A 24,965-nucleotide genomic window follows, 5' to 3' on the forward strand; every position below is an offset into this window, starting at 1 on the left:
AACGCCGATGCTCCCGCTGCCGCGCAGGAGTCCGGGACTGGTCCGGGGCCTGCACGGAACATCCAACGCAGTCCAGCACTTGGGCCAGCCCTGCGCAAGGTGCCCGGAAAACTCGTCCGGCGGTGCTCCCTGGCTGTTCGCGCCGTCAAGAACAACTGCTCGAGCTCGCGCAAAATGCCCGCAAACCGGAGTTTGCGGGCATTTCGCGCTAGCTGCTACTTCTCGTCATCGAGCTCGTCGTAGACGTCGGGTTCGGATGGGGCCGATTCCTCAGTGCCCTGATGTCTCGGCAGGCCTGGGTACAGGCATCTGGATGGCTCCGGTCTGGATCTGCTCGAATTCATCGGGCGTGACCACCGGAATTTCGTAGCCTTCCTTGTCGATGAGCTTGCCGCCCACGTAGTGGTCGCCATCGAGCAATCCGCAGATCTCCTCGGTCTTGACCATGCGCGGCGGAGCCGCCGAGAAGACCGATGCATCCTTTGTATTCCCGAACTTGAGTTCGTTGAACAGCAGGTTCAGCAGCACGGCCATCACGGCCGCCGAGGAAATCCCGGAGTGGAAGATCGTCTCGAACCACGTGGGGAATCCAGCGTAGAAGTCCGGCTTCACAATCGGGATGCAGCCAAAGGCAATCGATGCCGCGACGATCACCAGGTTCATGCCGTCGTACTTCACCTTGGACAGGGTCCGGATCCCGGAAGCGGCGACGGTGCCGAAGAGCACGATGCCTGCGCCACCGAGCACCGGAGTCGGGATGGCAGCGACCACTCGTCCGAGGATCGGCAGCAAGCCGAGCACGACGAGGATGCCGCCGCCGGCCGCGACGACGAAGCGGCTGGTGATGCCCGTGATGGCCACCAAGCCGACATTCTGCGCAAAGGCCGACTGGGTGAAGGTATTGAAAATCGGCGCCACTGCGGATGAGGCCATGTCGGCGCGCAGGCCGTCGGCAATGCGCTTGGAGTCCACCTTCGATCCGGCGATCTCGCCCACAGCGAGGATGTCTGCGGTGGTTTCGGTGAGGATCACCAGCACCACGATGGTCATCGAGATGATGCCGCCGATTTCGAAGACCGGCATGCCGAAGGCCAGCGGCTGCGGGAAGGCGAAGATCGCGCCGTGTCCGACCTGCGAGAAGTCGGCCATGCCCAGCAGCGCTGCGGCGACGGTGCCCAGCACGATGGCCAGCAGGATCGACATGCGGGAGATCGCCGCGTTGCCGACCTTGGACAGCAGCAGGACCACCAGCAGTGTTCCGGCGGCCAGGCCGATGTTGGCCAGCGACCCGTAGTCATCGGCCTTGGCGTCCCCGCCCATGGCCCAGTTGGCCGCGACCGGGGTCAGCGAGATGCCGATCATCGTAATGACCACGCCGGTGACCACCGGCGGGAAGTACCTGACGATGCGGGCGAAGAACGGCGCAATGAGGAAGCCGATCAGCGCTGCGACGAGCACGGCCCCGAAGACCGCCTGGATTCCGCCTCCCCCGTTGACGATGGCCACCATGGTAGCCACGGATGCGAAGGACGTGCCCTGGACCAGCGGCAGCTGCGCCCCGAAGAACGGGATGCCCACGGTTTGCAGGATGGTGGCCAGCCCGCCGACAAACAGGCAGCAGGCGACCAGCAGGCCCACCTCGTCCGGGGCCAAGCCGGCCGCGTTTCCGATGATCAGCGGCGGGGCGATAATGCCGCCGTACATCGTCAGGACATGCTGCAGGCCATAGGCAAAGGACTTCCCCAGAGGGAGCTTCGCGTCCTCGGGACGATTGCCTTTGATAGATTCATCTTGTGTAGCGCTCAAGGCTGACCTCCTACGTCAGTCGCTGCCAAAGGTGTGCCGGCGTGCCAGCGCCGGCCCACCTTCAACGCCGTTCAGTTAGATAAATGCCGGAATATTGGCCCAGATGGGGTGATTCGCCTCGGTGCCTTCGCGGGTGATCGTCGCTTCGATCAGGCCGTATGGGCGATCCGCGGCGAAGAAGACCTCGTTCGGGTTGTCTTGGCCGAAGACTTCCAGGTCAACCAGGAAGTGGTGCTTGTTCGGCAGGGACATCTTGATTTCGGCGATTTCCGGATGCGCTTCGAGCACTGCCTGCCCCATCTGGAACATGGTCTGCTGCAACGCGTACGAGTGGGTGTCGGCGAAGCGGGTCAGCAGCAGGTGGCGCACCGAGGTGTAGACCGCGTCGAAGTCGATGCCCTGGGCGATGGCCTGGCCGGTGTAGCGCCAGCGCGCAGTCACGTCGGTGGCCAGGATGCGGTCGGTGGTTTCCTTCAGGGTCGTGTACTTGTCCACCGGGAAACCGTGGAACTCGCTGCCCGTGGACTTCAGGACGGTGAGGTCCTCCAGGCCGGCAACGATGGACTTCTTGCCTTCGGCGTCGATTTCCAGCACGGCGGTGCGCACTTCGGACTTGTTCTGCGAGAAGGCGTGGTCATGGTCGTTGATGCGGTCCCAGAAGAACTGCTGGGCTGCCCAGCGGCCGCCGGTGATCCACTCGAATTCGCCAGTGAAGTGGTTTCCCAGCTGCACCAGGAACTCCTCGATGGCGCCCACGCCGTTGCGGGCCAGGCCATAGACGGTGTTCTTCTGGGTGTCGGTGGCGACGACGCGGCCGTTGTCGCCGTCCTGGTGCGCGGCGGTGAAGTCGCCGTGCAGCTGGCTGGTGACGTTCAGGTCCTGGATCTGGTGGCGAACGGTGTCGCGGGTGATCTTGACCAGGCGGACTTCGGCCTTGCCGTACTGGTTGGAGCCCAGCACGATCTTGGTATCTGCTGGGGCGGTGATTTCGGTAGTCATTGTTCTAACTCCCTCGGTACGTGGAATATGCAAACGGGCTGATAAGAAGAGGTACGTGGTAGTGCTCGTCGACGTCGTTGACGAAGAAATCGATGCTTACCGCGGGGAAGAAGCTTTCCGTTCCCTGCTTCCCGAAGTAGCCGCCGGTTTCAAAGGAAATCCGGTAGCGGCCGGCTTCAACCTGTATCGGTCCGAGGTTCTTGATGCGGCCATCGGCATCCGTGGAACCCGAGCCGATTTCTTGCCAGCCGGATGCCGTCTTGGCTTCCAGCGTGGCCTTGACACCGGAGGCAGGCCTCCCGGTCCCGGTGTCGAGTATGTGGGTGGTGATGTGGCTGCGTTCGCCGTTTCCATCTGCCATGTTCATCTCCTGGCTGTCGGAGGGATTGGTATCGATAAATGCGCAGGGTTCACCCCGGGCATGGGCTTAGTTGTCCACCGAGTTCTCCAGCCGCAACAGCGCAATCTGGCGCAGCTGCTCGGCTACTTCAAGCAGTTCGGCCTGTTCTGCGTTGGCCAGCCGGCGTTCGCATTCGGCAAGGATCTCTTCGGTGCTGCGGCCGGCGGCGCGGATGAGGAATACCCTGTTGAAGCGCTGCTCATAGGCCCGGTTGGCTGCTGCCAGGCGGCCGGCGACATCGTCATCAAGGTCCAGGCCTGCCTGTTCGCCGCGGGAGAGGTCCGCTTCCTTGCTGCTCCCCTGCGCCTGTTCGCCGATGCGCGGATGGTGGGCCAGGGCGGCGGCAATTTCCTCGCGGCTGAAGGGAGCGACGTCCTGGAGCGCAAAGCTGGAAAGCGCATCGAAGCTGCTGAAAGGACGGGCGGAAACAAGGGCATCGATCCAGCGGTCGACATCGACGCAGGGGCGCAGGAAATCAGCGGCCTCGGCTGCGGGCAATTGGTTGAATACGTCTAAACGCATCGGGTGATCAGCTCTTTTCAAACGGTCGTTCTTTCCACGGACCTTGGCTGAACACCCTTACCACCGAAGGAGACTTCGGCTTCGACTCGATGCTGGTTTCGTGGAACCTTGTGTGACCACTGTAATCCACCTCACAGCGTCGCAGTCAAGCGAAAGCTGGAAAAATTTTAACAAGTGTGACTTTTTGCCGGTTTCCATATTGTGGATAGACAATTTTGCGCCCAGCTATTGCAAACGCTCGGACCTAGCCCACATAATGGTTTCACAACACAGAAGATAATTTCCATATTATGGAAATGTAAAATCGCGAAGGAGGGTCGCAATGACCGCTATCAACCCAAGCAAGATCAACTGCACACCGGAGGGCCAGCGCCTCATTGCCACCACCGACGCCTTGCGCACCGGACTGTTCCAGCCCATCGAGAACCTGGATCCGGATATTGCCCGCCAGCCGCGGATCACCCGTGAGGCTCCCTCGCTGTGGAACCGCCTGTTCGGCCAGCACCCGGGACGCTAGGCGTCCCCTGAAGACCACGCAGAGGCCAACCCCTGAGGCGTCGGGACCTGGCCTCTGCGTTTTTTTAATTCCGGCTGCAGCGCCTCGCGCCAGCCCGGCTAGTCCTCGCCGAATCCCATGAAGTCGGCCGCAGCGGTGCTTGGCGCCGCCAGCATGCCGACCATGGAATCGACCAGGAAGTAGCCCAGCGATTCCCAGTTGCCCTGCTGCTTACCTTCATTGACCGTGCGCTCGTACTGCGCGCACAGCCCCAGGAACATCGGACCGAGAATCAGCGCACGCGACCTGACCACGACCTCCGGAATGCCCTCGAATTCCTTGCGAGCACGTCCTGGGCCCGCCACGCTCAGCACCTCGTCGCGCAGGCTGTCGCCCACAATCGCCGGCAGTCCTGGATGCAGCCGCGCCTGGTAGAGGAATTGCGCCCGCCAGGAGGGCCGCGGCAGCGCGTCAAAGGAATAGATCCAGGGAAGGGTCCGCACGGTGACCACCTCGCGCAGGCTCGCCTCCGGTCCGCCAGCAAGGGATGGCAGGCGATTGCGGCAGCTGCGCATGTCACCCAGCGCCCGCTGGAGCATGGCCTGCAACAGGTCCTCGCGGCTCCCGAAATGGTATTTGATCGCCGAATGGTTGGCAGTACCGGCATACTCGGTAATTTTCCGATTCGATACGGCGTCTATGCCGTGGCTCGCGAAGAGCTCTTCTGCCGCATCGAGCAAGACCTCCCGCGCCTTATCGCCGTGTCGGCTCACCGTTCCCGCCTTTCCTCGCATCATCTCGTCCCGGCACCCAGGAAGTGAACCGCGGCACAGTTGCAGACAATTTTACGCCATGTGGCGTAAATTAGTTGTTAGTATTCAACTAAAGACCTTGGCGGGTTGCCTCGCACCCCGCTGCAGACCGAGAATCCAAGGAGCATGCGCAGTTGAGCAACGACGCCGCAGTCACTGAAAACCCGCCGCCCTCCCGCAGGGCCAAGCACGAGAAGCAGCCTCTTTCCGAGCAGGAAGCGGCCGCCAAACGCGCCAAGGCCGAAAAGATCGGCAGGACTGTCGCAGTCTTCATCATGCCATTGATGATCGTGGGCATGATGATCTGGGGCTACCTGGGGGCCATGCACCACCAGTCGGCCGCGAACATGCCGGTGGCCATTTCGGCCACCAGCAGCGCAGCGGCCGGCGACTTTGCCCGGGCGCTGGAGGACAGCAATGCTGAGGCCGTGGACCTGCGCATCGTGGACTCGGCCCGCGAAGCCCGCGAGCTGGTCTACGACCGCGAAGTCACCGCTGCGGTGGACCTCGATGGCGATACGGCCACGCTGTACACCGCCAGCGGCGCCGGCATGTCAGCTACCTCGGCCATCACGGCCGTGCTCACGCCGGTCATCATGGAGCAGTCGCTGGAACTGTCTTCCCAGGATCTGGTGCCGCTTCCGGAGAACGACTCCATGGGCATGGGCGCCATGCTGCTGGCCACCGCGATGATCACTGCCGGCTACATGCCCTGGTCGATGGCCTTCTCGAACTCCCCGGAACTGCTTAAGCGCCGCCGCGCGCTGCCGCTGCTGGGCGGATGGTCGATCCTGCTCTCCGGGCTGGGCATCCTCGTCGGCGGCCCGATCCTGGGCGTCATTCCTGCCGCGAGCATCCTGCCGGCGTGGTCGACCCTGGCCTTGGGCGTCTTCGCCGTAGGCGCCGGGCAGCTGCTGCTGACCCGCATATTCGGCGCCATGGCCGTCATCCCCGGAATGTTCCTGTTCATGGTGCTGGGCCAGCCGGCCTCCAATATGGGCATGTCGGTCTACACCCTGCCGAAGATCTTCCCGTTCCTGCACCAGTTCCTGCCGATGCCCGCCCTGGGCGAAGCCATGCGCTCGGTGCTGTACTTCAACGGAGACGGAGCGGCCCGGCATATCCTGATTCTCGCCGGCGGTGCCGTCGCCGCGCTGCTGCTGGTCGCCCTGCTCGATGCCCTGCGCATCGCCAAGGGCAAGAGCGATATCCCTACCCAGATCAATGTCGCTTCCCTGCATGGCGGACCGCGCCCCAAGAACAAGGCGTGGCGCTACATCACCTTGGCCGCGCTGCCCTTCGGCATGATCGCCATCATGCTCAGCTCGATGCTCGGCGCCATGCAGACCCCGGTGCCACGCGACATGCCGGTAGCCGTCGTGGGCTCCTCTGTGGAGCAGGCCCAGCAGACCGTGGATTCGCTGAACGAATCCATGGAGGGCATGTTCGAGTTAACCGCCATGGACAATGCCGCTGACGCCCGGTACCTGGTCGAGTCCCAGGAGCTGACCGGGGCCTTCGTGCTGCCTTCGGAGCAGAGCCCGGAAGCTGCCGTCTATACCGCCCAGGCTTCCGGCAACGCCGCATCGCAGCTGGTGGTCCAGGTGTTCACGCAGATCGGCCAAGCGCAGCAGATGGACGTGGACCACCAGGAGCTGGCCCCGCTTCCGGAGCACGACAATATGGGCACCGTGGCCATGTACCTGGGCATGGGCTGGGTGATGGCAGGCTTCATGGTCATCATGGTCGGCGCCACCGCGGCACCGCACATGGCCCCGCTGCAGAAACTAGTCCCGCTGGTGGCCGTGTACTCGGCCTTCATGTCCGCCGTGCTCTGCCTGATCGCCGGCCCGTTCACCGGGGCAGTCGAGGGCCACTTCGGGCAGCTGTTCAGCGTCGGCATGCTCGCGATTTTCGCGGTGGCCATGCTCACCACGGTATTCAACCGCCTGCTGGGCATGGTCTGCCTGGTCCCGACCATGCTGATCGTGATGTTCCTGGGCGTCCCCGCTTCCAATGGCGGGCTGTCCATCTACATGGAACCGCGCATCTTCACCATCCTGCACGACATCCTGCCGATGCCGGCTGCCGTTGAAGCCATCCGCGCGATCGTCTACTTCGACGGTGTCGGGCTCGGCTCCCACCTGGTGGTCCTGGCCATTTGGGCCTTGGCCAGCCTGGCCGTGACCATGGTCATCGACCAGCTCAAGCCGGTGCAGACCTCCAGCCACCCGGTTTCCGCCGAGGAGCTCGCCGCGCTGCAAGGCCGGGCGCTTGAAGCCAAGGCGAGCGAAGCCGCGGCATCCGCCGACGCCATCGACGCTGAAGCCGGGGACTTGGCAGACGCCGAAGCCGCGGCCGGCGAAAGCGGCACTGGAGACCGGGAGAAGGACGCGGTCAGCGTCTAATCAGTCCTTCTCCCCTGCAGATGCGGGCCGATTCATGGATGTGAACTGGCCCGCATTTTGCTGTCCCCTAGCGATCGATCTTGGCTACGGTCAGCAGCACGCTGGAATCCTGCGTGGCGCTGATTTTCAGCCTCCCCTCGGGAAGCACAATGAGATCCTGGCTGCGTCCCTCCCACTGGTTGCCCAGGGATGAAACGGTGACCCTGCCTTGGAGGACCAGCAGTGTCGCTTCGCCGGGATTCACATGTTCTTGCAGCTCGGTGCCGGCCGTGAGCCCAATGACGGTTTGGCGCAGGGTATGCTCATGTCCGCCGAAAACCGTGCTGGCAGCTCGGCCATTGGTTGCATCCGCGGCTTCCCTCAGCTGGGTTCGGGCGATGGCGGCCAGCGAAAACTTCTTCATCGAATCCCTGCATCTCATCTCTCGGGCTGGATACTCCGGGCCGATTGGCCTGTGCTGCTACAAGACTGTCCCCGCACCGGGGCAAAGGTCAAGGAAAGCGCGGGGACTACTTCAGTACCAATTGAGCCAGCACCGGCAAGGCAATGACCGACAGGACGCAGGTGATCACGATGGCCACCGCGGTCGGCTCGCCATCCCCGGTGTCGTTCTGGGCCATGATGTAGGCGGTTGCGCTGACCGGCATGGCCGCCATGAGTACCGCGGCATTGAACCAGATGCGATCCAGATCCGGGGCGAAAACAAGCAGCATGGCCACCGTCAGCGATGGCATCGCCACGAGTTTGCCCAGCACCATGGCCGCGATGGAGGTTCTCGCCCAGCTGCCGCCAGCCGCAGAGCCATCCGGAGCAACCGGTGCATGCTTCCTGGCACGCGAACGGTCAATGGTCCGCTTCAGCGACATGCCAATGACGAAGAGCGCACCCGGGGCGGCCGCGGCGGATATCAGGTCGACGGTGTCGTCCACCGGCCGCGGCACGGGCACACCGAGGATTGCTACCGTGCCGCCAAGGACCATGGCCCAGGTGACCGGGCTGTAAACCAGGGCATTGCGGATGGTCCGGGCGATGCGCGCGGCGCTTGCCGGATGCTGGCCTCCTTTGCCGTTGGGCAAGAGAATTTGGGCAAGGATGGGGAATCCGAGCATGAAGATGATGTTGTGGACCAGTTGCCCCATGCCCGCCGCGAACCCGGCTTCTGTGCCCATGACGCCGAGGATAATCGGGATTCCCAAGTACGACACGTTGCCGAAGCTGGTGGTCAGCATGCCGGCGAGCGCCCGCGCCCGGTTTGCGCGCAGCAGATAGCGGAAAGCCAGCCAGCTGAGCAGGGCGAAAAGCAGCGCGGAGACGATGCTGATCCACAGGAATGCAAGCGGCACGCCTTCGCTGATATCCGCCCGTGCTACCACCTTGTAGAGCAACGCAGGCAAGGCGACATAGAAGACGAACACATTCAGTGCCGGTTCCACGCTGGCCGGGAATTTGGGTGCATGGCTGGCGCCGTAGCCGATGAGCATGACGAAGAACAGCGGCAGCACGCCATAGAGCACGTCGAGGAACACAAGCCTCCTTAGGGGATGTTCGGCCGGGGTTGCGGGGACCGAGCACTTCAAGGTTAGTTGCTTGCCAGGCTGATCCGGGAAATGCGCTCGGGGGCGCTTCGCAACATGCAGGCGAAAACTGGGGTTTGGCGGCGCAAATTCCTAGGATGAGACCACGCGCCTCGTCCCATCACTGTTGAGCTTTCCGCAAGGAGAATTGATGTCCCACGCATCTGGAGTCCCGCATGCCCCGCGCACGATTGCCATCACCGGCGCAGGATCAGGCATTGGCCGCGCCACCGCCCGCCTGCTGCTGGCGCAGGGATGGAATGTGGTGCTCGCCGGGCGCACCGCGGCTAACCTGCATGAGACGGCGCAAGGCCACGGTTCCGCCTTGGTGGTTCCCACGGATGTTAGTGATCCGCAGGCTGTGGAACACCTCTTTGCCGAAGCGGCGCAACGTTTCGGCACGGTCACTGCGCTGTTCAATAATGCCGGGATTTTCGGACCCTCGGCAGCCATCGATGAGCTGAGTCCAGCCCAGTGGGATGAGGTTTGCCGGATCAACCTCACCGGGGCCATCAACGCGGCCCGCGCGGCCTTTGCCCATTTCAAGGCCAACGGCGGCGGACGCATCATCAACAATGGATCGATTTCAGCGCAGGTTCCGCGCGTGAACTCCGTTGCCTATACCGTCACCAAGCACGGCATCGCCGGCTTGACCAAATGCCTTGAACTTGATGGACGGGAGCACCGGATCAGGGCCACGCAGCTCGATATCGGCAACACCGCCAGTGACCTGCTCGATGATTTCGGTGCCACCCAAGGTGCCCTGCAACCGGGCGGCCAGCGGCTCGTCGAGCCGACATTCCCGCTGGCCCAAGCCGCTGAGGCCGTTGCGTACATCGCCGGGGTTCCGCTCGGTACCTCCATCAACCAATTCACCATCACCGCTGGCGGAATGCCCTACATCGGGCGAGGCTAGGGCGCAGGCAACTGGAGGAAGAAATTGGCGTGCAAGTCAATGCTCCGGTTGCGTGCGCACACGCTGCGCACCATCGGGTCATCATGGGGCACGAACCTGCCAGAACTGCGCCAGCGGCGGCAAGGAAACGCCTTTCAGGCACGTGCTGCGTTTTGCCTCCGCCGGCAAGAGCGCGAAACTGGCAGGCGTTCGCAGTTGCTGTGCCGGTTCTTCCCGTGCCGGGCAAAAGGCCTAGAAGAATTCCGCCAGCAGCGCTTCGAGCTTCGCAAAAGCGGAATTCCATGCCTTGGTGCTGGATTCGATAACCTCATAAGGCAATGGGGTTTGGGTCAGCGTCAGCATCGTCTGCCCGGCGAATTCCTTGAATTCGATACGGGTTTCGATCACGAGGTCCAAGGTCATTTCGTGCGGGCCGTCGGCACTGACCAGGCATTCGTATTCGTCGAAAGACGTCAGGACCGCCTTGAGCGGCACCTTGGCATCCGGGTTATCAGCCTGCACCATATTCAGCTCATGCCGGCCGCCGACCTTGGCTTCGAATACGACGGAATCTTCCTCGACAAGCCAGCCATCGGGACCCCACCACTGGGCGATGATTTCCGGCTCGACGAAGGCAGCCCAAACGGCGTTCTTCGGTGCGGAAAATTGCCGGGCGACTACGAGTTCAGTCATCGATTCCATAAGGTCAATATTATCGCGGCCCGCCATCAGGTTCACCTGCGGGCGCCGCTATCCCTGCGGACGGCGAGGCTCCATGCGGCTCGCGGTGTACAGCGTTTGCTCATCCGGCGAGGTTCCGGCAGCTTCATGGGCGCGCATGACCTTCATTGCACGGTCCCATTTGATGCGTTCGCGAGGGCTGGCGAGGACACGGCGCTCGGCCGGACCGAAGATGGACAATCCCAAGTACTTCAGACGCCAGAATATGCGGTAGCCGACGCTTAGTCCGGTGGTATCGGAAATGATCGGCAGGGGTGATTCATCCATGATCGTCGTCCTCTTCGGTCATTGGGTTTGCGAGTACTGGCACTTCAATCATACGTCATTAGTTGGTGCACCAACTAAATGGGGTTCTAGCTTTTCGGAGCGTTCGAACCTGCAGCAATAATGCGGTCCAGGATGCCGCGCAGCTCCAGCACATCCTTGTCGGTCAGGGCAAGCCGGGCCATCATTTCGCGCGGCACCTCCACCGCTTCAGCACGCAGCGCGGCGCCCTTCTCGGTGGGCTGAATGATGACGGCCCGCTCATCGTCCGGGTTCTTCGTCTTTGCCACCAAACCGGCAGTTTCGAGGCGCTTGACCAACGGTGAAAGCGTTCCCGGATCCAGGTGCAGATGCCCGCTGAGGGCACGGGCGCTGATCGGCCCCAAGTCCCAAAGGGCCAGCATCACCAGGTACTGGGGATGCGTCAGCCCCAGCGGATCCAGCACGGGCTTGTATGCCGAGATCACCGAGCGCGAGGCTACGGCCAGGCCGAAGCACACCTGCTTTTCCAGCTTGAGAAGATCTTCGTCGCGAAGAATAGCACTGTCCACGTTGTCGCAAGCTCCTTGAAAGATGCCTAATACCACTGCATTGATCGTACCGCGGTCGAGAATACCGTGCCCGGGCCGAAAGCTGCCCCGGGTCGCAGCGCCACTTCCAGTTGCGGTCGAATCGGTGGCGCAAGTAGTCAAAGCGGGCCACAGTGAATAGCCTTGGCATATGAGCAATCTTGAGCACCGGCCTGAGGAGATCGACTGCAGTGCAGTGCGTTCCCAGGCAGAGGTTGAAATCCTGGAACCACGCGAAGTGCCCTTGGGCGGTCCGCGGGCAATGACGGTCTTCCGGACACTGCCGCAAAAGCAGCGAAGCCTGATCGGCGCTTGGTGCTTCCTGGACCATTACGGTCCTGACGACGTCGCAGTCACCGGCGGGATGAACGTGCCTCGTCACCCGCACACCGGACTGCAGACTGTCTCTTGGCTCTTCACCGGCGAGATCAACCATATGGATTCGGCCGGGTTCAAGGCGACCGTGCGACCCGGCGAGGTCAATCTGATGACCGCCGGGCACGGAATCAGCCATTCGGAGATCCTCACCGAAGACACCACCATCCTTCACGGCGCCCAGCTATGGACTGCGCTGCCCGATCATGCACGGGATATGGAACATACTTTTGAGAACTACCGCCCGGAAGCGCTCACCGCTCCCGGCTGGTCGCTGTCGGTCTTCCTTGGCACCTACGGGGTGTCGGGCAAGTCGTCCACCTCCCCGGTGAAGACGCACACCGAGCTCGGTGGCGCCGAACTGCGCCTTGAACCGAACACCGAGATCGAGGTGGTTGTCCCCGGGCACCATGAGCACGGAGTCCTCCTGGACTCCGGCAATCTTGAAGTCAACGGCCATGAACTCGCTCCACGCGATCTCGGGTTCGTGCGTGCGGGATGCACGACCCTGCGCCTGAAGTCCGGGGACCAGCCGGTTCTGGCGCTGCTCATCGGCGGAGAGCCGCTGAAGGAAGACATCCTGATGTGGTGGAACTTCGTAGGCCGCACCCATGAGGAAGTCCTCGCGTTCCGCGCGCAATGGCAGGCCGAGATCGGGGCCGAGCCCGGGGATGCCTCCGAGGATCGCTTCGGGCCGTTCCCGCCTAATACTCCGGCAGCCTTGCCGGCTCCAGCACTTCCCACCGTTCGCCTGCGCCCGCGCGTGAACCCCGCCTAACCAGTAAGGAACTCCCAATGAGCGACATCAAACCAGTATTCCTGCCTGAGCGCCAGCGCTTCGCCCTCGACGATGACGGCAAGATCATCGGAGCGGCGCACTACCGCGATTTTGATGGGGCCCAAGGCGTCGAGCGGATCTTCTTCCACACCACCGTGGATGAGGAATACGGCGGACAGGGCCTAGCCAGCGTCATGGTGAAATTCGCGCTGGAGAACACCATCGCCAGCGGTGCCAGGATCGTTCCGGTCTGCCCGTACGTGAAGGCCTACGTTGCCAAGCACACCGAGTATGCGCAGCATATCGTGGAACCGGACAAGGACCACCTGGGCATCCTGCCGCGCGGCTAAGCCGGAGACCTCAGGGGTTCATCTTGAGGCCGCGTGCGGCCAGCTCGTCGCGGAGAATGCGGATGGCTTTCGGGCCGACGCCGTGCAGCGCGAGCAGCGCCGCGGTGCCGGCCTGCCCCGCCTGCTCGAGACTGGTGATGCCGGCCTGCTCGAAAGCCCTCGCGGCGGGGTTGCTCGTCTTGGGAAGCTCCGTGTCCATGATCCCAGCGTAGTCAGGCTGCTGGCTGCGCAACAGGTTTGGTGCGCGGCGAGATCGCGATCAGGACCAGAATCAGCAAGAGGCTGAAGCTGAAGACCGAGATGAACTCCATCCCGGTGGCGGCCATCGCGAAGATGACGCCACCGATGGCGGTGGTTCCGGCATTGCCCAGGGAGTCGGCCACGGTCATTGCCGATGAGTTGAATCCCTGTTCATCCTTGGCAGACAGGGCCAGCATGTTCACGTTTTGCCGCGGGAAGATCATCCCCATGCCGAAGCCGCCCACGGCCCATCCGCAGACCAGCACGAGGACCGGCGGATGGAAGATCGCGGTGGCCAATGCGGTTGAAATCGCTACGCTGCCGGCGATCGCACCCACGGTGATGCAGGTGGAGGATTCCACCTTATCCCCCAGCTTTCCTTGCAGCCATGAACCCACCGACCAGCACAATGCCGAAGCTGTCAGGATCAGGCCCGCCCGGTCGGGACCCAGCTGGTAATCCTCGCGCAGCAGGTACGGCAGATAGACTTCTACGCCGAAGAAGGCCCCGGCCACGAAGATGCGGGTCATGATGGTGGACGGCAGCCCCTTGGCCAAGCTGAACGTGCCCTTGGGCAGCAACGGGCGAATTGCTGCAAGGGCTACCGCCAATGCCAAGACCAGTCCTAGAAGGGACCAGCTGCCCTGCGCATTGCCGAGCAAGTTCATGCAGATGACAGCCAGTCCAGTCAGGCCGGCAAGCATCAGCCGCTTCGTGGAAATCGACCCCAGGTCCGGATTGCGCTGGGAGCTCAGCGACTTCAACGCCGGCACGATCCCGCAGAACGCGAGAACCACCAGCACCGCCACGCCGGAGAACACCCAGCGCCAACCGAGGTGCACGGCCATCAAGCCGGCCAGCCAGGGGCCGATCATCGCCGGGACCACCCAGGCGGTAGCGAACAGGGCGAAGATCTTGGAATGCAGATGCGCAGGATACGCGCGGGCAATGAGCACGTAGATGGCGACGGTGATCGCGCCACCGCCAATTCCCTGCAAGATGCGCCCGGCAATCAGGACCTGCATGTTCTCGGCTGAACCGCAGATCAGCAGCCCAATGCAGAAAACGGCCACGGCGATGGACAGCGGGTGCTTGGGCCCCCACCGGTCGGTGACTTCTCCGGCGGCAACCATCCCCAGCATCCCGCTGGCGATCGGCGCGGCAAAGGCCAGGGCGAAGTAGCGTTCGCCCTCCAGCAGCTCGCTGACCAGTGGCATTACCGTGGTCACGGCCATGGATTCGAAAGCGACCAGGAAGACGAGCACGAACATGCCAAGGGTGGTGGCAAGATACTGCGGAGCATAGATCGTGGACTCGGCGCGCTCGGCTGATTGGCTGCTGCGGTTCAGGGGCATGCATCCATGATCTCAGGTTTCCCCTAGCCGCCGATCACGTGCAGGCTGAAGGCCGCCAGGAAGCCCGAGGTCACCAGCAACCCGGTGTAGTCGTGCTCCACCTTGTAGGCTTCCGGGATCATGGTGTCGGCGATCATCGTCAAGATGCCTCCGGCAGCGACCGCGGTGGCGAAGGCCAGCACTTCACCGGGCATGGATTCCAGCAGCAGCGCTCCGAGGAAGGCAGCGATGCCGCAGGAAATGGCTATCGATCCCCAGAGCAAAACGATCGAGGACCCCTTGCGCCCGGACGCTTTCATCTGTGCGGTACTCGCCAGTCCCTCGGGGACATTGGAGATGAATATGGCGATGAGCATCGCCGGATTAATGCTCGCGGTGGCGACCACGGAAAGTCCAAGGGCCACGGACTCGGGAATGCCGTCGATGAGTGCACCGACCGCGAGCGCGGTTCCCGATGATTCCTGCTCTCCTGCGCGCTGCGCCTGCCGCTTTGAGGTTCTCCAGGCCAGCAGCCGGTTCGCGCCGAAATACAAGGCAGCGCCCACGATCACGCCGCCCATCGTCGCAACGAGGCCGCCGGTTTCATAGGCTTCGAGCACCAGCTCGAAGGCCAGTGCGCTGATCAGGACCCCGGCACCGAAGGCCATGATGGCGCTGACCCAGATCCTGGGGATCTTCAGCCACCAGGCCGCGCCGGATCCCAGCAGCAGGGCCGAGCCGGCCACAGTGCCCCACAGCAAAGCCTGCATCGAAGCGAACATGGCACCCACTATAGCCAGCAATTCGCTGGCTTAGTAGGTGCCATATGAGTTCTGACTGGGACTAACCCTCGGTGGACATGTTGTTGAAGCGCGAGTAGTGGCCCTGGAAGGCCACGGTGATGGTCTTGGTCGGACCGGCACGGTGCTTCGCGATAATCACGTCAGCTTCGCCTGGACGGTTTTCCTTGTCGTAGACGTCATCACGGTGCAGCAAGATCACCATGTCGGCGTCCTGCTCAATCGAGCCCGATTCGCGCAGGTCCGAAACCATTGGCTTCTTGTCGGTACGCTGCTCGGAACCACGGTTCAGCTGCGACAGCGCAATCAACGGAACGTCGAGTTCCTTGGCGAGCAGCTTGAGATTACGCGAGAACTCGGAAACTTCCTGCTGGCGCGATTCCACACGCTTGCCCGAGCTCATCAGCTGCAGGTAGTCCAGGATGATCATGCGCAGCTCGTTGCGCTGCTTGAGGCGACGGCACTTGGCACGGATTTCCATCATGGACATGTTCGGCGAATCATCAATGAACAACGGGGCTTCGTTCAGCCGGCCCATGGTCGTGGCGATCTTGGTCCACTGCGCGTCTTCCACCGAGCCCTTGCGCAGATCCTGGAGCTGGATGGATGCTTCGGCCGAGAGCAGGCGCATCGCAATTTCATTGCGGCCCATTTCCAAGGAGAAGAACACGGTGGCCATATTGTGCTTGATGGCAGCAGAACGGGCGAAGTCCAGCGCGAAGGTTGACTTGCCCACTGCAGGACGGGCGGCGATGATGATCATCTGGCCGCCCTTCAGGCCCTGGGTCAGCTCGTCGAATTCGTAGAATCCGGTGGGCACACCGGTAATGCCATCGCCCGCGTTGGCCGCGTTCTCGATTTCATCAACGGTGTCTTCGATGATGTCCGAAAGGCGCACGTAGTCTTCACTGCTGCGGTTCTCGGCGACCTTGTAGACCTCTGCCTGGGCTTCGTTGACGATTGCGTCAACTTCACCGTCTGGCGAGTAGCCCATCTGGACAATGCGCGTTCCGGCGTCAACCAATCGGCGCAGCACGGCGCGTTCGCGCACGATTTCTGCGTAGTACCCGGCGTTGGCTGCAGTTGGAACCTGCTGGATGAGATTGTGAAGGTAGGCGGCGCCACCAATGCGCGAGATTTCGCCGCGCTTGGTCAGCAAGTCGGCTACGGTGACCGCATCGGCTGGTTCGCCACGACCGTAGAGGTCGACAATCGCCTCGTAAATCGATTCGTGGGAGGGACGGTAGAAGTCGGTGCCGCGAATGGATTCAACGACGTCAGCAATGGCGTCCTTGGAGAGCATCATGCCACCGAGGACCGACATCTCGGCCTCGATATCCTGTGGCGGCTTGCGCCCTGCGTCGGAATCTCGTCCTTCGTAAACCGGCTCAGCACTCATTGCAGACACTTCCATCCCCTATTGACCCGCTGGGAAAAATTATCCTTGCCTCATGGCAACGCTTCATCGTGTCAGTCGATACGGACATTTGGATGTCAGGCGCCTGTGGATATTTCTCTCCCGAACCCAACACTAGGGCTGTTATTAACAGGCGTAAACCTCATTATCCACAGAATATGTGGATAACACTCCTCTACCTGTGGAGTTCCCTGTTCACAGTCTGGGGAGAACTCTGTGGATTACCCCACTCTACGTATCATTAATATCTGTTGACTTGGTTGTTTGTATTCGCACACCTGTGGACAGAAACTTAATTCATTGAAGCTCACGCCAACCGGCCCAAGGTTATCAACACCCTTAATCGCCCAGTTCCCGGGGTTTTTCACCCTTTGTACACATTTGTCCACGTCTTGTCCACAGTTTTGTGGATAACCTTGTGGATACTGTTGAATTTACAAAACCCTAAGTCATCGCGGATTAAATTCGCCAGCAAGGCCGGATCTTCCAGTAGTCCACAATCGCCGAGGGTTTCTGCGTTCGGGGGCGGTGGATAACTTAATGTGTGCAACGACTCGGCGGGCGAACCTGAATCAGCGACTGGGCTGCCGGCGCACTCTCGCCACTTCGCGTCCGCGACGCGCGCCAGTGAAGACCCCATAAAGCGCCGATTTCATTTGTGATGCGCAGCCTTTGCATGGCTCGGAAACCCCATCCGAGGGTTGCCGGCAATTCGCTGCCGCTCTGGTCCAGCGTGCAGCGAGGATCCATGAGCTACCTGCGCGGTTCTGTTCGACGGCCCAGGCGGGTGGCGGATATGGCGAGTTCAAGGTTTCTCGCGACAGATACTTTGATGACGAGGTTATCGCCAAATGCCTGGGGCGGCTGGGCATTGCCGGTGTCGAGGGCTGCGGGGAACGGCTCAACCCGCCTAACCGGAATTCAAAAAGCTCCGGCCAGATCGATGTTTTGATCTGGCCGGAGCTTTGGAAAATGCGGAGCGCTTATACGAGCTCAGGAATCGGCAGCGAATGGAACCGCGAATCATGGAAGATCTGTGGCGAGTGCTCGGAGGTGCGGTGCCCGTGGACTTCCATCAGGACTACCCAGTGATCCCCCGCTTCGACCTCGTTGTAGATCGAAGTCTCCAGCCACAACGTTGAGTCGTTGACGAAGAGCGCGCCCTGATCCGAGGAATAGGTATCGATTCCGCGGAACCGGTCGCCATTCTTCGACGCAATCTGAGCGCAGACACCATCATTGCGTTCACTCAGCACTGAGACGCCGATGCGGCCAGCTTCGCGCAGCTTTGGCCAAGTGTTCGAGGACTTCTGCACGGCGAACATCACCAGTGCAGGTTCGAGGGAAACTCCCACGGTAAACGATGAAGCGACAATTCCGGTCTTCACGCCATCCAGTTCTGCACAGAGGGCGGCTACCCCTGATGGATGCTGAGCGAAAACCTTGCGCAGGGTCAACGGGTCAAGTTCAAGATTCAATGACATGGCTCGATTCCTTTGGGTCTTGCCCACCGCGCAGTAGCCTGCAAGCATTGGCTTCTCGTTACTCGAAGCCGCTTGGGCTGAAGTTCCGCGCCGTGTGCGGTACTTGTTCCAGCACATTTTGTGTGGAACCGAATCCTCACCTGGAGCACCCCACTACCGTTGAGAGGGTTGCCGATCAGCAAGCCAGGGCTTATAGCTGATGCTCTTGATTCTGTTTAAAACGATATGGCTCATGACGAACAGCCGTCAAACATTTCACTTCGCAAATCGCAATATTCGACGCAATATTCGATCCAAGGCCCCGTTGGAAGTCCTTGGGCAGTCTTTTATTCGCCATGCGCCGCGCTTCTTGAACGCCTCGACCCCCATGATCGCAGCAGGCTTCCGCCGCTCTTGATTCGGCAGAACACTAACGCCTCACCTGGGCTCGGGGCCCTGGCGCGAATTCCCTACCGCCCACCGTAATGAAACTTGGTTTCCCGGCATGACGCTGAGGTTCATGCCACTATTGGTCATGGAGTGCATTGAGTCACACTCCTGCTTATTGTTCTCCGTAACCATCGATGACGATTGAGGAATAGCCACACCATGGTAGAGATTCAGGCCAACCATTCAGAATTGACCCCACTGCGCTTCTTGGAACGCACAGCCGAGGCCTATCCGAAGAAGATCGCCGTCATCCATGGAACTCGCAGCTTCTCCTATGAAGAATTCGAAGCACGGGTGCACCGCTTTGCCCAGGCGCTGAAGGCTCGCATTGAGCCGGGCGACCGCGTGGCCGTGCTGGCACCGAATACTCCCGAAATGCTCATGGCGCATTACGCCGTACCGCTGGCAGGCGCAGTCCTCGTTGCCCTGAACACCCGACTCTCGGCCCACGAGCTGCAATACATCATTGATCATTCTGCTGCCAAGCTGATGCTTGCCGACACAGAGCTGCTGGAGAACACGAAGACCCTGCGCCGCGAGAACCCAACGCTGGAGGCGCTCATCGAGATCACCGATGACCAGTACGCCGGAGAACGTCCGGACGTGCCCGTGGACGCCACCTTGGACGAGCTAATCGCACAAGCCTCGGATGAAAGACTTCCCTACGCCATCGCCGACGAGCGGGCTCCGATCACTCTCAATTACACTTCGGGCACCACCGGCAAGCCGAAGGGCGTGCTCTACTCGCACCGCGGCAGCTACCTGAACTCGTTGGGCGAAGCGCACCACCAGGGCTTCACGGCCAAGACCCGCTACTTGTGGACCCTGCCGATGTTCCACTGCAACGGCTGGTGCACTCCATGGGCCGTCACCGCAGCGGGAGGAACGCACCTGTGCCTGCGCGGCGTGCGCGAAGATTCCGTTTGGGATGCCATCGAGGATCTTGGAACCACCCACTTGTGCGGCGCTCCGACCGTCTGCTCCATCATCGCCGACTCCACCCGCGCCCACCAGCTCGATGCGCCACTGCGCATCACCACCGCAGGCGCTCCCCCGTCCCCGGCAATCATCTCCAAGCTGCAGAAGCTGGGTATCGAGGTAGTCCATGTATATGGCCTCACCGAGGTATACGGACCGTACACGGTGTGCGAGTACCAGGATGAGTGGGATGCCCTCGATGGCCCGGACCGGGCCGCGAAGCTCGCCCGCCAAGGCGTTGGCATGATTACCGCCGAGTCTGCACGCATTGTTGACGAGAACATGAACGATGTCCCGGCGGATGGACAGACCATGGGCGAAATCGTGCTGCGCGGCAATAACGTCATGATCGGCTACTACCGCGATGAAGCGGCCACTACCCAAGCTTTCCATGGCGGCTGGTTCCACACCGGCGATCTGGGCGTCATGCACCCGGATGGCTACATCCAGGTGCGCGACCGGGCCAAGGACATCATCATTTCCGGCGGCGAGAACATCTCCACCATCGAGGTGGAGCAGGCGCTGGCCTCGCACCCGGAGGTGCTGGATCTGGCCGTCATCGGCATTGCCGACGAGAAATGGGGCGAGCGTCCGGTGGCTTATGTCATCCGCGCCAGCGGATCCTCCCTGGACGCGCAAACGCTGATTGCATTCGCCCGCGAAAAGCTTGCCGGTTTCAAGGTGCCGCGCACCATCGTCTTCCCGCAGGATCTGCCGCGCACCTCCACTGGTAAGGTGCAGAAGAATGTCCTGCGCGCCCAGGCGCTCGAAGCCAGCACACCGAACTAGCCCGAGGATCACCAATTGGATAACCCAGCACCACGGATTCCCAACAAGACGAGCCGCTTCACCGAAAGCATCGGTTTGGAGTTCGACGAAATCACGGCCACGGAAGTACGCGGCCACGCGCAGTTGGACGAGAACCACCACACCCCCTGGGGCGTAGTCCATGGCGGCGTGTACACCTCGATCATCGAGAGCGCAGGATCGGTGGGCGCCAGCTACGCGGTGGCCGAACGCGGGCAATTCGCAGTCGGCGTGCACAACGCCACCGACTTCCTGCGCCCTTCCACCGGAGCACGGGTCCAGGTGATCGCCACCGCGCTATTCCAAGGGCGCACCCAGCAGCTCTGGGAGGTCATCATCACCGATGAATCCACTGGCAAGCAGCTATCCCGCGGCCAGTTGCGCACCCAGAATGTGGATTTGCCTGAGAAATAAGATCCCCTTGCCGGATGGGATTCGACTACGTGGCTTGCACGGCAACTCGACATGGGCAGGTCTACTTCGACATGAAGAAGGCCCGTGCCGACGGCACGGATTCTCATGCTCTGGAAATGGGCAAGTTGTTAAATCAATTCAGCTCAGCGCAAGCCAAGACTCCATGTGCCAAACCAGCTACTAGTGCGCTGGGTTTGCAAATAGTGAAGGCAGCGGCAGGGATACCCTTGGGCTGTTGGCGGTCTAGTTCAGTGAGCTTCTACTTCACATACTGTTTCTGCAATCCACTAAAGTAGTCCTCTCAAGCAAAGAAAGAAGTTGCGCAAATGAACGCCTCGTCCAAGAAACTCATCGGCAAATGTCCCCTATGGACTTGGGTGATGATGGGACTGGCGCTTGCATCGGCCCTGGCCCTAGTTGATTGGAACGGCTCAGGGGAGGCAAAGCCGTTGTGGATGTTTTTCCTACCTAGTGCATTTGGCTTAGCTGGTGGCATTATCGCCACAGTGAAGAAAAGCTATGGATGGGGACTCATATCCGTAGCTCTTGGCGTACTGGCCGTGCAACTACTAGCGCTCGGAGTCACCCTCGTTCAAGGACCATAGAGGTCTCCTCGGTATTTTCGGATTCCAAGTATCTTGGTATGTGTCAAGACAAATCGGAGCAGGGACCCCAGATGCACTCTAAGCGAACTTGCGAGTCCCGCGAGAGGCACCATACCGAGCACGTGAAACACCGCATCCTCAGAAGGACGAAGCGGCCAGTTGCGTATCCAGAATGTGTATTTGCCTGAGAATCCGGCCTAGCTGGTTTTCACACCGCGAGCACGGGCGTACGGTAGGTGGCATCTAACGCTCAAGCTCCAGGAGATTCGCCATGAGTGCGACCTATACCTTCGATGTGTTCAGCAGCCTCGATGGCTTCGGCAGCGCCGGTGGCGATTGGGGCGGCTACTGGGGAAAACAGGGGCCAGAGCTGTTAGCCCACCGCCTCGAGCTCTACACTCCGGCTTGCCGCATGGTTTTCGGGGCCAACACCTTCCGTCTCTTCAGCCGCTTCTGGGCAGAAATCGAGGCGAATCCCGAGGTTGAAGACGCGTGGGGTGTGGCCCTGCACGACAAGCCCGCCACCGTCATCTCCACCACCCTGAAAGAGCCGCTGTCCTGGCCAAACCCCACGCTGGAGCGCGCTGATGCACTGGAAGTCGTCGCACAGCTCAAGGAAGCTTCAGATGTGCCGCTGCGCTCCCACGGCTGCTTGGCGATGAACCATTCCCTGCTGGCGGCAGGTCTTGTGGACTTCATCCAGGTGACCATCTTCCCGGTACTGACCGGGCATAGCGGTTCTGCCCCGGTACTTGGCGGGGTCGATGACTACGATCTGGAACTTGTCGAGTCCAAGCTGCTGGACGGACGGATCCAGGAACTGACTTATCGCCCGACGCGCCATCAACCAGCCCATGCATAGCAGCTCGATGAAGCGCATTCTGGGTACCTGTCTAGTGCTCGGCGCAGTGTTCCTCGCCGGATGCTCCGCGCCAACCCCGCCTTCAGCTCCAGCTACCGAATCGCAAGCTGTTCCAACTCCCCTGGCCACCGGCTTGGACGCCCCATGGTCCATGGTTTACGCCCAAGACAGCCTGCTGGTCAGCGAACGCGATTCCGGGCGGATCGTGGAGATTCCAGGATCCGGACCAGGCCGCGAAGTGGCTCGGCTCGACGATCTCGTAGCGACGGGAGAAGGCGGATTGCTGGGCTTGGCCTTCCTCTCCCCAGACCAGCTTTTTGCGTATTCCACCGCTGAATCCGGCAACCGCATCCAGCGGTTCACGGTGCAAGGCAGCGCCGGGAATCTTTCACTGTCGGCCCCGCGCACCTTGATTGACGGGTTGCCCTCGGCCAGCATCCACAACGGCGGGCGGTTGGCCATCGGTCAGGACGGGATGCTCTATGCCTCCGTGGGCGATGCGGGCAATCCCCAGCAAGCCCAGGACCTGCAGCAGCTGGGCGGAAAGATCCTGCGCATGGCACCTGACGGCAGCGTCCCGGACGACAACCCGTTCGAAAATTCCCTCGTCTACAGCTACGGGCACCGCAATGTGCAGGGCTTGGCGTGGGGTGCTGATGGCACCATGTACGCCAGCGAGTTCGGGCAGAACACCTTCGACGAGCTGAACATCATCGAAGCCGGGGGAAACTACGGCTGGCCCGAAGCCGAGGGAAAAAGCGGCGGAAATCCGTCGTACACCGATCCGATTGCGCAGTGGTCCCCGTCCGAGGCCAGCCCCAGCGGCATCGCGATCCTCGATGGCACCCTCTACCTGGCGAATCTGCGCGGAGAAGTGCTGCGCGCGGTGGAACTGGACGAGCCGGCCACCGAGCATGAACTGCTCGATGGCCGGCTCGGCCGGCTACGCGACGTGCTAGTGGATCCTGACGGCGCACTGCTGGTGCTGACCAACAATACCGACGGGCGCGGCCAGCCAGGGGCGGGCGATGACCGCATCCTGCGCATCGATCCCCGCCTGGCCGGCGACTAGCTGGCCGGGCGCATGTCTCCGGTCTCCTGGAAGCGCTGGTGCCAGGAAAGGGCCTCGCCCAGCAGGTGCGGGGTGTGCTTGCCGTAGCTGTCCTTGCACGCACGGTCGAAGTAGTCCTGCAGCATCGGGCGGTACTCCGGGTGGGCGCAGTTATCGATGACCAGCTGCGCACGCTGCTTTGGCGAGTGGCCGCGCAGGTCGGCCAGGCCCTGTTCGGTAATCAGGATCATGGTGTCGTGCTCGGTGTGGTCCACATGCGAAGCAAAAGGAACGATGCCCGAGATCTTGCCGCCCTTGGCGGTCGATGGGGACATGAACACCGACAGGTAGCCGTTGCGGGCGAAGTCGCCCGAGCCGCCGATGCCGTTCATCACGTGCGATCCCAGCACGTTGGTGGAATTCACGTTGCCGTAGATGTCGGCTTCGATCATGCCGTTCAGCGCAATGCAACCCAGCCGGCGGATGATCTCCGGATGGTTCGAGATTTCCTGGGCGCGCAGCAGGATGCGCTCGCGGTAGTGGTCGACGTTGCGATTGAATTCCTCGATGCCCTCCGAAGACAGCGAGAAGCTGGTGGCGGAGGCGAACTCGATGGTGCCGTCCTTGATCAGCTCCAGCATGCCGTCCTGGATAACCTCGGTATAGGCGGTCAGGCCCTTGTAGCCGCCACGGGCCAGGCCAGCGAGCACTGCGTTGGCGATATTGCCCACGCCCGACTGCAGCGGAAGCAGCTTCTCGGACAGGCGTCCGGCCCGGATCTCGGAATCCAGGAAGGTCAGCAGGTGATCGGCGATCTTCTCGCTGGTCTCGTCCACCGGGGCGAAGGGGCTCAGACGGTCTGGCGCGTCGGTTTCCACGACGGCGACGATCTTGTTGACGTCGACGTCCATGTACTGCTGGCCGATGCGGTCACGCACGGTTCTCAGGTCGATTGGCTTGCGGTGCGGAGGCAGTGCGGTGCCGTAGTAGACATCGTGCATGCCCTCCATGGCCGCAGACTGCTGGGAATTGACCTCGATGATGATCTTGTCGGCCATCTCCAGCCAGGTCTTGTTGTTGCCCACCGAGCTGGAAGGGATCAAGTCGCCCTCGGCGGTGACGCCGACAACTTCGACGATGGCCAGGTCGATCTTGCCGTAGAAGCCGAACCAGGCGTGCTGGGCGACATGGGACAGGTGGATGTCCATGTATTCCATGTTGCCCTCGTTGATGCGGCGGCGCAGCTCGGGGTCGGACATGTACGGCAGACGCAGGTTCATGCCCTCGGCCTTGGCCAGCACGCCATCAAGCTCAGGGGCGGTGGAAGCGCCGGTAAGCACGTTGATCTTGAAGTCCTTGCCCGCAGCGTGCTGGCGCTCCATCTGAGCTGCCAGCGCCCCGGGCACGGCCTTCGGGTATCCTGCACCGGTAAAGCCGCTCATGGCGACAGTCATGCCTGGCTTAATGAACTCTGCAGCTTGCTCGGCGCTCATCAAGCGATCAGCAAAGGCCCGGTGGTGAATACGTTCGTGCAAAATAACCCCTTCAGTACTTC

Annotated in this window: 26 protein-coding genes and 1 riboswitch; of the genes, 10 read left to right on the forward strand and 16 right to left on the reverse strand. The window is 61.7% G+C overall.

The annotated features are described in order from the left end of the window. Positions 1-270 precede the first annotated feature (270 nt). The 4 genes from AAZQ98_RS03590 to uraD form a co-directional block, all read right to left on the reverse strand. On the reverse strand, positions 271-1,806 hold the full coding sequence (locus tag AAZQ98_RS03590) for a nucleobase:cation symporter-2 family protein (protein ID WP_105656556.1): 1,536 nt from the start codon (positions 1,804-1,806) through the stop codon (positions 271-273). Positions 1,807-1,881: 75 nt separating this feature from the next. Continuing rightward, positions 1,882-2,805: a factor-independent urate hydroxylase gene (pucL, locus tag AAZQ98_RS03595; RefSeq protein ID WP_105656557.1), complete on the reverse strand. Its 924-nt coding sequence runs from the start codon at positions 2,803-2,805 to the stop codon at positions 1,882-1,884. 4 nt (positions 2,806-2,809) lie between these two features. Further along, positions 2,810-3,166, reverse strand: a complete 357-nt coding sequence (uraH, locus tag AAZQ98_RS03600; protein WP_105656558.1) for a hydroxyisourate hydrolase — start codon at positions 3,164-3,166, stop codon at positions 2,810-2,812. A gap of 66 nt (positions 3,167-3,232) precedes the next feature. Continuing rightward, positions 3,233-3,727 (reverse strand): 2-oxo-4-hydroxy-4-carboxy-5-ureidoimidazoline decarboxylase, encoded by a 495-nt coding sequence (uraD, locus tag AAZQ98_RS03605; protein ID WP_105656559.1) that lies wholly within the window; start codon positions 3,725-3,727, stop codon positions 3,233-3,235. A gap of 322 nt (positions 3,728-4,049) precedes the next feature. Here uraD and AAZQ98_RS03610 point away from each other — a divergent pair, with 322 nt between their 5' ends. Next, on the forward strand, positions 4,050-4,244 hold the full coding sequence (locus tag AAZQ98_RS03610) for a hypothetical protein (protein WP_434689899.1): 195 nt from the start codon (positions 4,050-4,052) through the stop codon (positions 4,242-4,244). Positions 4,245-4,342: 98 nt separating this feature from the next. Here AAZQ98_RS03610 and AAZQ98_RS03615 read toward each other — a convergent pair whose 3' ends face one another. Further along, positions 4,343-4,996: a TetR/AcrR family transcriptional regulator gene (locus AAZQ98_RS03615; RefSeq protein ID WP_434689901.1), complete on the reverse strand. Its 654-nt coding sequence runs from the start codon at positions 4,994-4,996 to the stop codon at positions 4,343-4,345. Positions 4,997-5,169: 173 nt separating this feature from the next. Between AAZQ98_RS03615 and AAZQ98_RS03620 the strand changes: the two genes are divergently transcribed. Continuing rightward, positions 5,170-7,443, forward strand: coding sequence for an ABC transporter permease (locus tag AAZQ98_RS03620; protein WP_434689904.1), 2,274 nt, complete (start codon positions 5,170-5,172; stop codon positions 7,441-7,443). A 67-nt stretch (positions 7,444-7,510) separates the two neighbouring features. Here AAZQ98_RS03620 and AAZQ98_RS03625 read toward each other — a convergent pair whose 3' ends face one another. Together AAZQ98_RS03625 and AAZQ98_RS03630 are read right to left on the reverse strand one after the other, a co-directional pair. Next, positions 7,511-7,846 carry a LuxR family transcriptional regulator gene (locus AAZQ98_RS03625; protein ID WP_400289755.1) on the reverse strand — a complete coding sequence of 112 codons (336 nt, stop codon included), beginning with the start codon at positions 7,844-7,846 and terminating at the stop codon, positions 7,511-7,513. Between the two features lie 106 nt (positions 7,847-7,952). Beyond that, positions 7,953-8,969 (reverse strand): AEC family transporter, encoded by a 1,017-nt coding sequence (locus AAZQ98_RS03630; protein WP_434689906.1) that lies wholly within the window; start codon positions 8,967-8,969, stop codon positions 7,953-7,955. Between the two features lie 199 nt (positions 8,970-9,168). Here AAZQ98_RS03630 and AAZQ98_RS03635 point away from each other — a divergent pair, with 199 nt between their 5' ends. Further along, positions 9,169-9,933, forward strand: coding sequence for an SDR family oxidoreductase (locus tag AAZQ98_RS03635; protein WP_434689909.1), 765 nt, complete (start codon positions 9,169-9,171; stop codon positions 9,931-9,933). A 231-nt stretch (positions 9,934-10,164) separates the two neighbouring features. Here the strand turns inward: AAZQ98_RS03635 and AAZQ98_RS03640 are convergent, their stop codons facing one another. The 3 genes from AAZQ98_RS03640 to AAZQ98_RS03650 all read right to left on the reverse strand — a co-directional run bounded on the left by AAZQ98_RS03640 (position 10,165) and on the right by AAZQ98_RS03650 (position 11,468). Beyond that, positions 10,165-10,605: an SRPBCC family protein gene (locus AAZQ98_RS03640; protein ID WP_166650752.1), complete on the reverse strand. Its 441-nt coding sequence runs from the start codon at positions 10,603-10,605 to the stop codon at positions 10,165-10,167. A 57-nt stretch (positions 10,606-10,662) separates the two neighbouring features. Next, a complete protein-coding gene (locus AAZQ98_RS03645) occupies positions 10,663-10,920 on the reverse strand; it encodes a hypothetical protein (protein ID WP_286134083.1) in 258 nt (85 codons plus the stop codon). Positions 10,921-11,006: 86 nt separating this feature from the next. Further along, positions 11,007-11,468, reverse strand: coding sequence for a MarR family winged helix-turn-helix transcriptional regulator (locus tag AAZQ98_RS03650; RefSeq protein WP_105656568.1), 462 nt, complete (start codon positions 11,466-11,468; stop codon positions 11,007-11,009). 169 nt (positions 11,469-11,637) lie between these two features. Between AAZQ98_RS03650 and AAZQ98_RS03655 the strand changes: the two genes are divergently transcribed. Both AAZQ98_RS03655 and AAZQ98_RS03660 read left to right on the forward strand, forming a co-directional pair. Continuing rightward, positions 11,638-12,639 (forward strand): pirin family protein, encoded by a 1,002-nt coding sequence (locus AAZQ98_RS03655; protein WP_434689913.1) that lies wholly within the window; start codon positions 11,638-11,640, stop codon positions 12,637-12,639. A 17-nt stretch (positions 12,640-12,656) separates the two neighbouring features. After that, on the forward strand, positions 12,657-12,989 hold the full coding sequence (locus tag AAZQ98_RS03660; RefSeq protein WP_105662222.1) for a GNAT family N-acetyltransferase: 333 nt from the start codon (positions 12,657-12,659) through the stop codon (positions 12,987-12,989). A gap of 10 nt (positions 12,990-12,999) precedes the next feature. Here AAZQ98_RS03660 and AAZQ98_RS03665 read toward each other — a convergent pair whose 3' ends face one another. The 5 genes from AAZQ98_RS03665 to AAZQ98_RS03685 all read right to left on the reverse strand — a co-directional run bounded on the left by AAZQ98_RS03665 (position 13,000) and on the right by AAZQ98_RS03685 (position 18,264). Continuing rightward, positions 13,000-13,188: a hypothetical protein gene (locus AAZQ98_RS03665; protein WP_105656632.1), complete on the reverse strand. Its 189-nt coding sequence runs from the start codon at positions 13,186-13,188 to the stop codon at positions 13,000-13,002. A gap of 13 nt (positions 13,189-13,201) precedes the next feature. Beyond that, entirely contained in the window at positions 13,202-14,584 is a 1,383-nt protein-coding gene (locus AAZQ98_RS03670) for an MFS transporter (RefSeq protein ID WP_434689916.1), read from the reverse strand. A gap of 23 nt (positions 14,585-14,607) precedes the next feature. After that, the gene (locus AAZQ98_RS03675) at positions 14,608-15,345 is read right to left on the reverse strand and encodes a ZIP family metal transporter (RefSeq protein ID WP_434689918.1); all 738 of its coding nucleotides are present in this window, start codon (positions 15,343-15,345) and stop codon (positions 14,608-14,610) included. Positions 15,346-15,406: 61 nt separating this feature from the next. Further along, entirely contained in the window at positions 15,407-16,762 is a 1,356-nt protein-coding gene (gene dnaB / locus AAZQ98_RS03680; protein WP_105656572.1) for a replicative DNA helicase, read from the reverse strand. Positions 16,763-17,763: 1,001 nt separating this feature from the next. Beyond that, positions 17,764-18,264, reverse strand: coding sequence for a flavin reductase family protein (locus AAZQ98_RS03685; RefSeq protein ID WP_105656581.1), 501 nt, complete (start codon positions 18,262-18,264; stop codon positions 17,764-17,766). 94 nt (positions 18,265-18,358) lie between these two features. Continuing rightward, a riboswitch (SAM riboswitch) is annotated at positions 18,359-18,475 on the reverse strand. A gap of 377 nt (positions 18,476-18,852) precedes the next feature. Here AAZQ98_RS03685 and AAZQ98_RS03690 point away from each other — a divergent pair. From AAZQ98_RS03690 to AAZQ98_RS03710, 5 genes are all read left to right on the forward strand, one after another. Next, positions 18,853-20,460, forward strand: a complete 1,608-nt coding sequence (locus tag AAZQ98_RS03690; RefSeq protein WP_434689921.1) for a long-chain-fatty-acid--CoA ligase — start codon at positions 18,853-18,855, stop codon at positions 20,458-20,460. A gap of 15 nt (positions 20,461-20,475) precedes the next feature. Continuing rightward, entirely contained in the window at positions 20,476-20,892 is a 417-nt protein-coding gene (locus AAZQ98_RS03695) for a PaaI family thioesterase (RefSeq protein ID WP_434689923.1), read from the forward strand. A gap of 326 nt (positions 20,893-21,218) precedes the next feature. Beyond that, positions 21,219-21,497: a hypothetical protein gene (locus tag AAZQ98_RS03700; RefSeq protein ID WP_434689926.1), complete on the forward strand. Its 279-nt coding sequence runs from the start codon at positions 21,219-21,221 to the stop codon at positions 21,495-21,497. 271 nt (positions 21,498-21,768) lie between these two features. Next, positions 21,769-22,359 (forward strand): dihydrofolate reductase family protein, encoded by a 591-nt coding sequence (locus AAZQ98_RS03705; protein WP_434689929.1) that lies wholly within the window; start codon positions 21,769-21,771, stop codon positions 22,357-22,359. 7 nt (positions 22,360-22,366) lie between these two features. Then, positions 22,367-23,431 carry a PQQ-dependent sugar dehydrogenase gene (locus tag AAZQ98_RS03710; RefSeq protein ID WP_434689931.1) on the forward strand — a complete coding sequence of 355 codons (1,065 nt, stop codon included), beginning with the start codon at positions 22,367-22,369 and terminating at the stop codon, positions 23,429-23,431. Here AAZQ98_RS03710 and AAZQ98_RS03715 read toward each other — a convergent pair. Beyond that, positions 23,428-24,945: an acetyl-CoA hydrolase/transferase family protein gene (locus AAZQ98_RS03715; protein ID WP_181148790.1), complete on the reverse strand. Its 1,518-nt coding sequence runs from the start codon at positions 24,943-24,945 to the stop codon at positions 23,428-23,430. The two genes, AAZQ98_RS03710 and AAZQ98_RS03715, sit on opposite strands and share 4 nt — an antisense overlap. Positions 24,946-24,965 lie beyond the last annotated feature (20 nt).

The organism is Glutamicibacter sp. Je.9.36, assembly GCF_051129975.1.
Lineage (GTDB): Bacteria > Actinomycetota > Actinomycetes > Actinomycetales > Micrococcaceae > Glutamicibacter.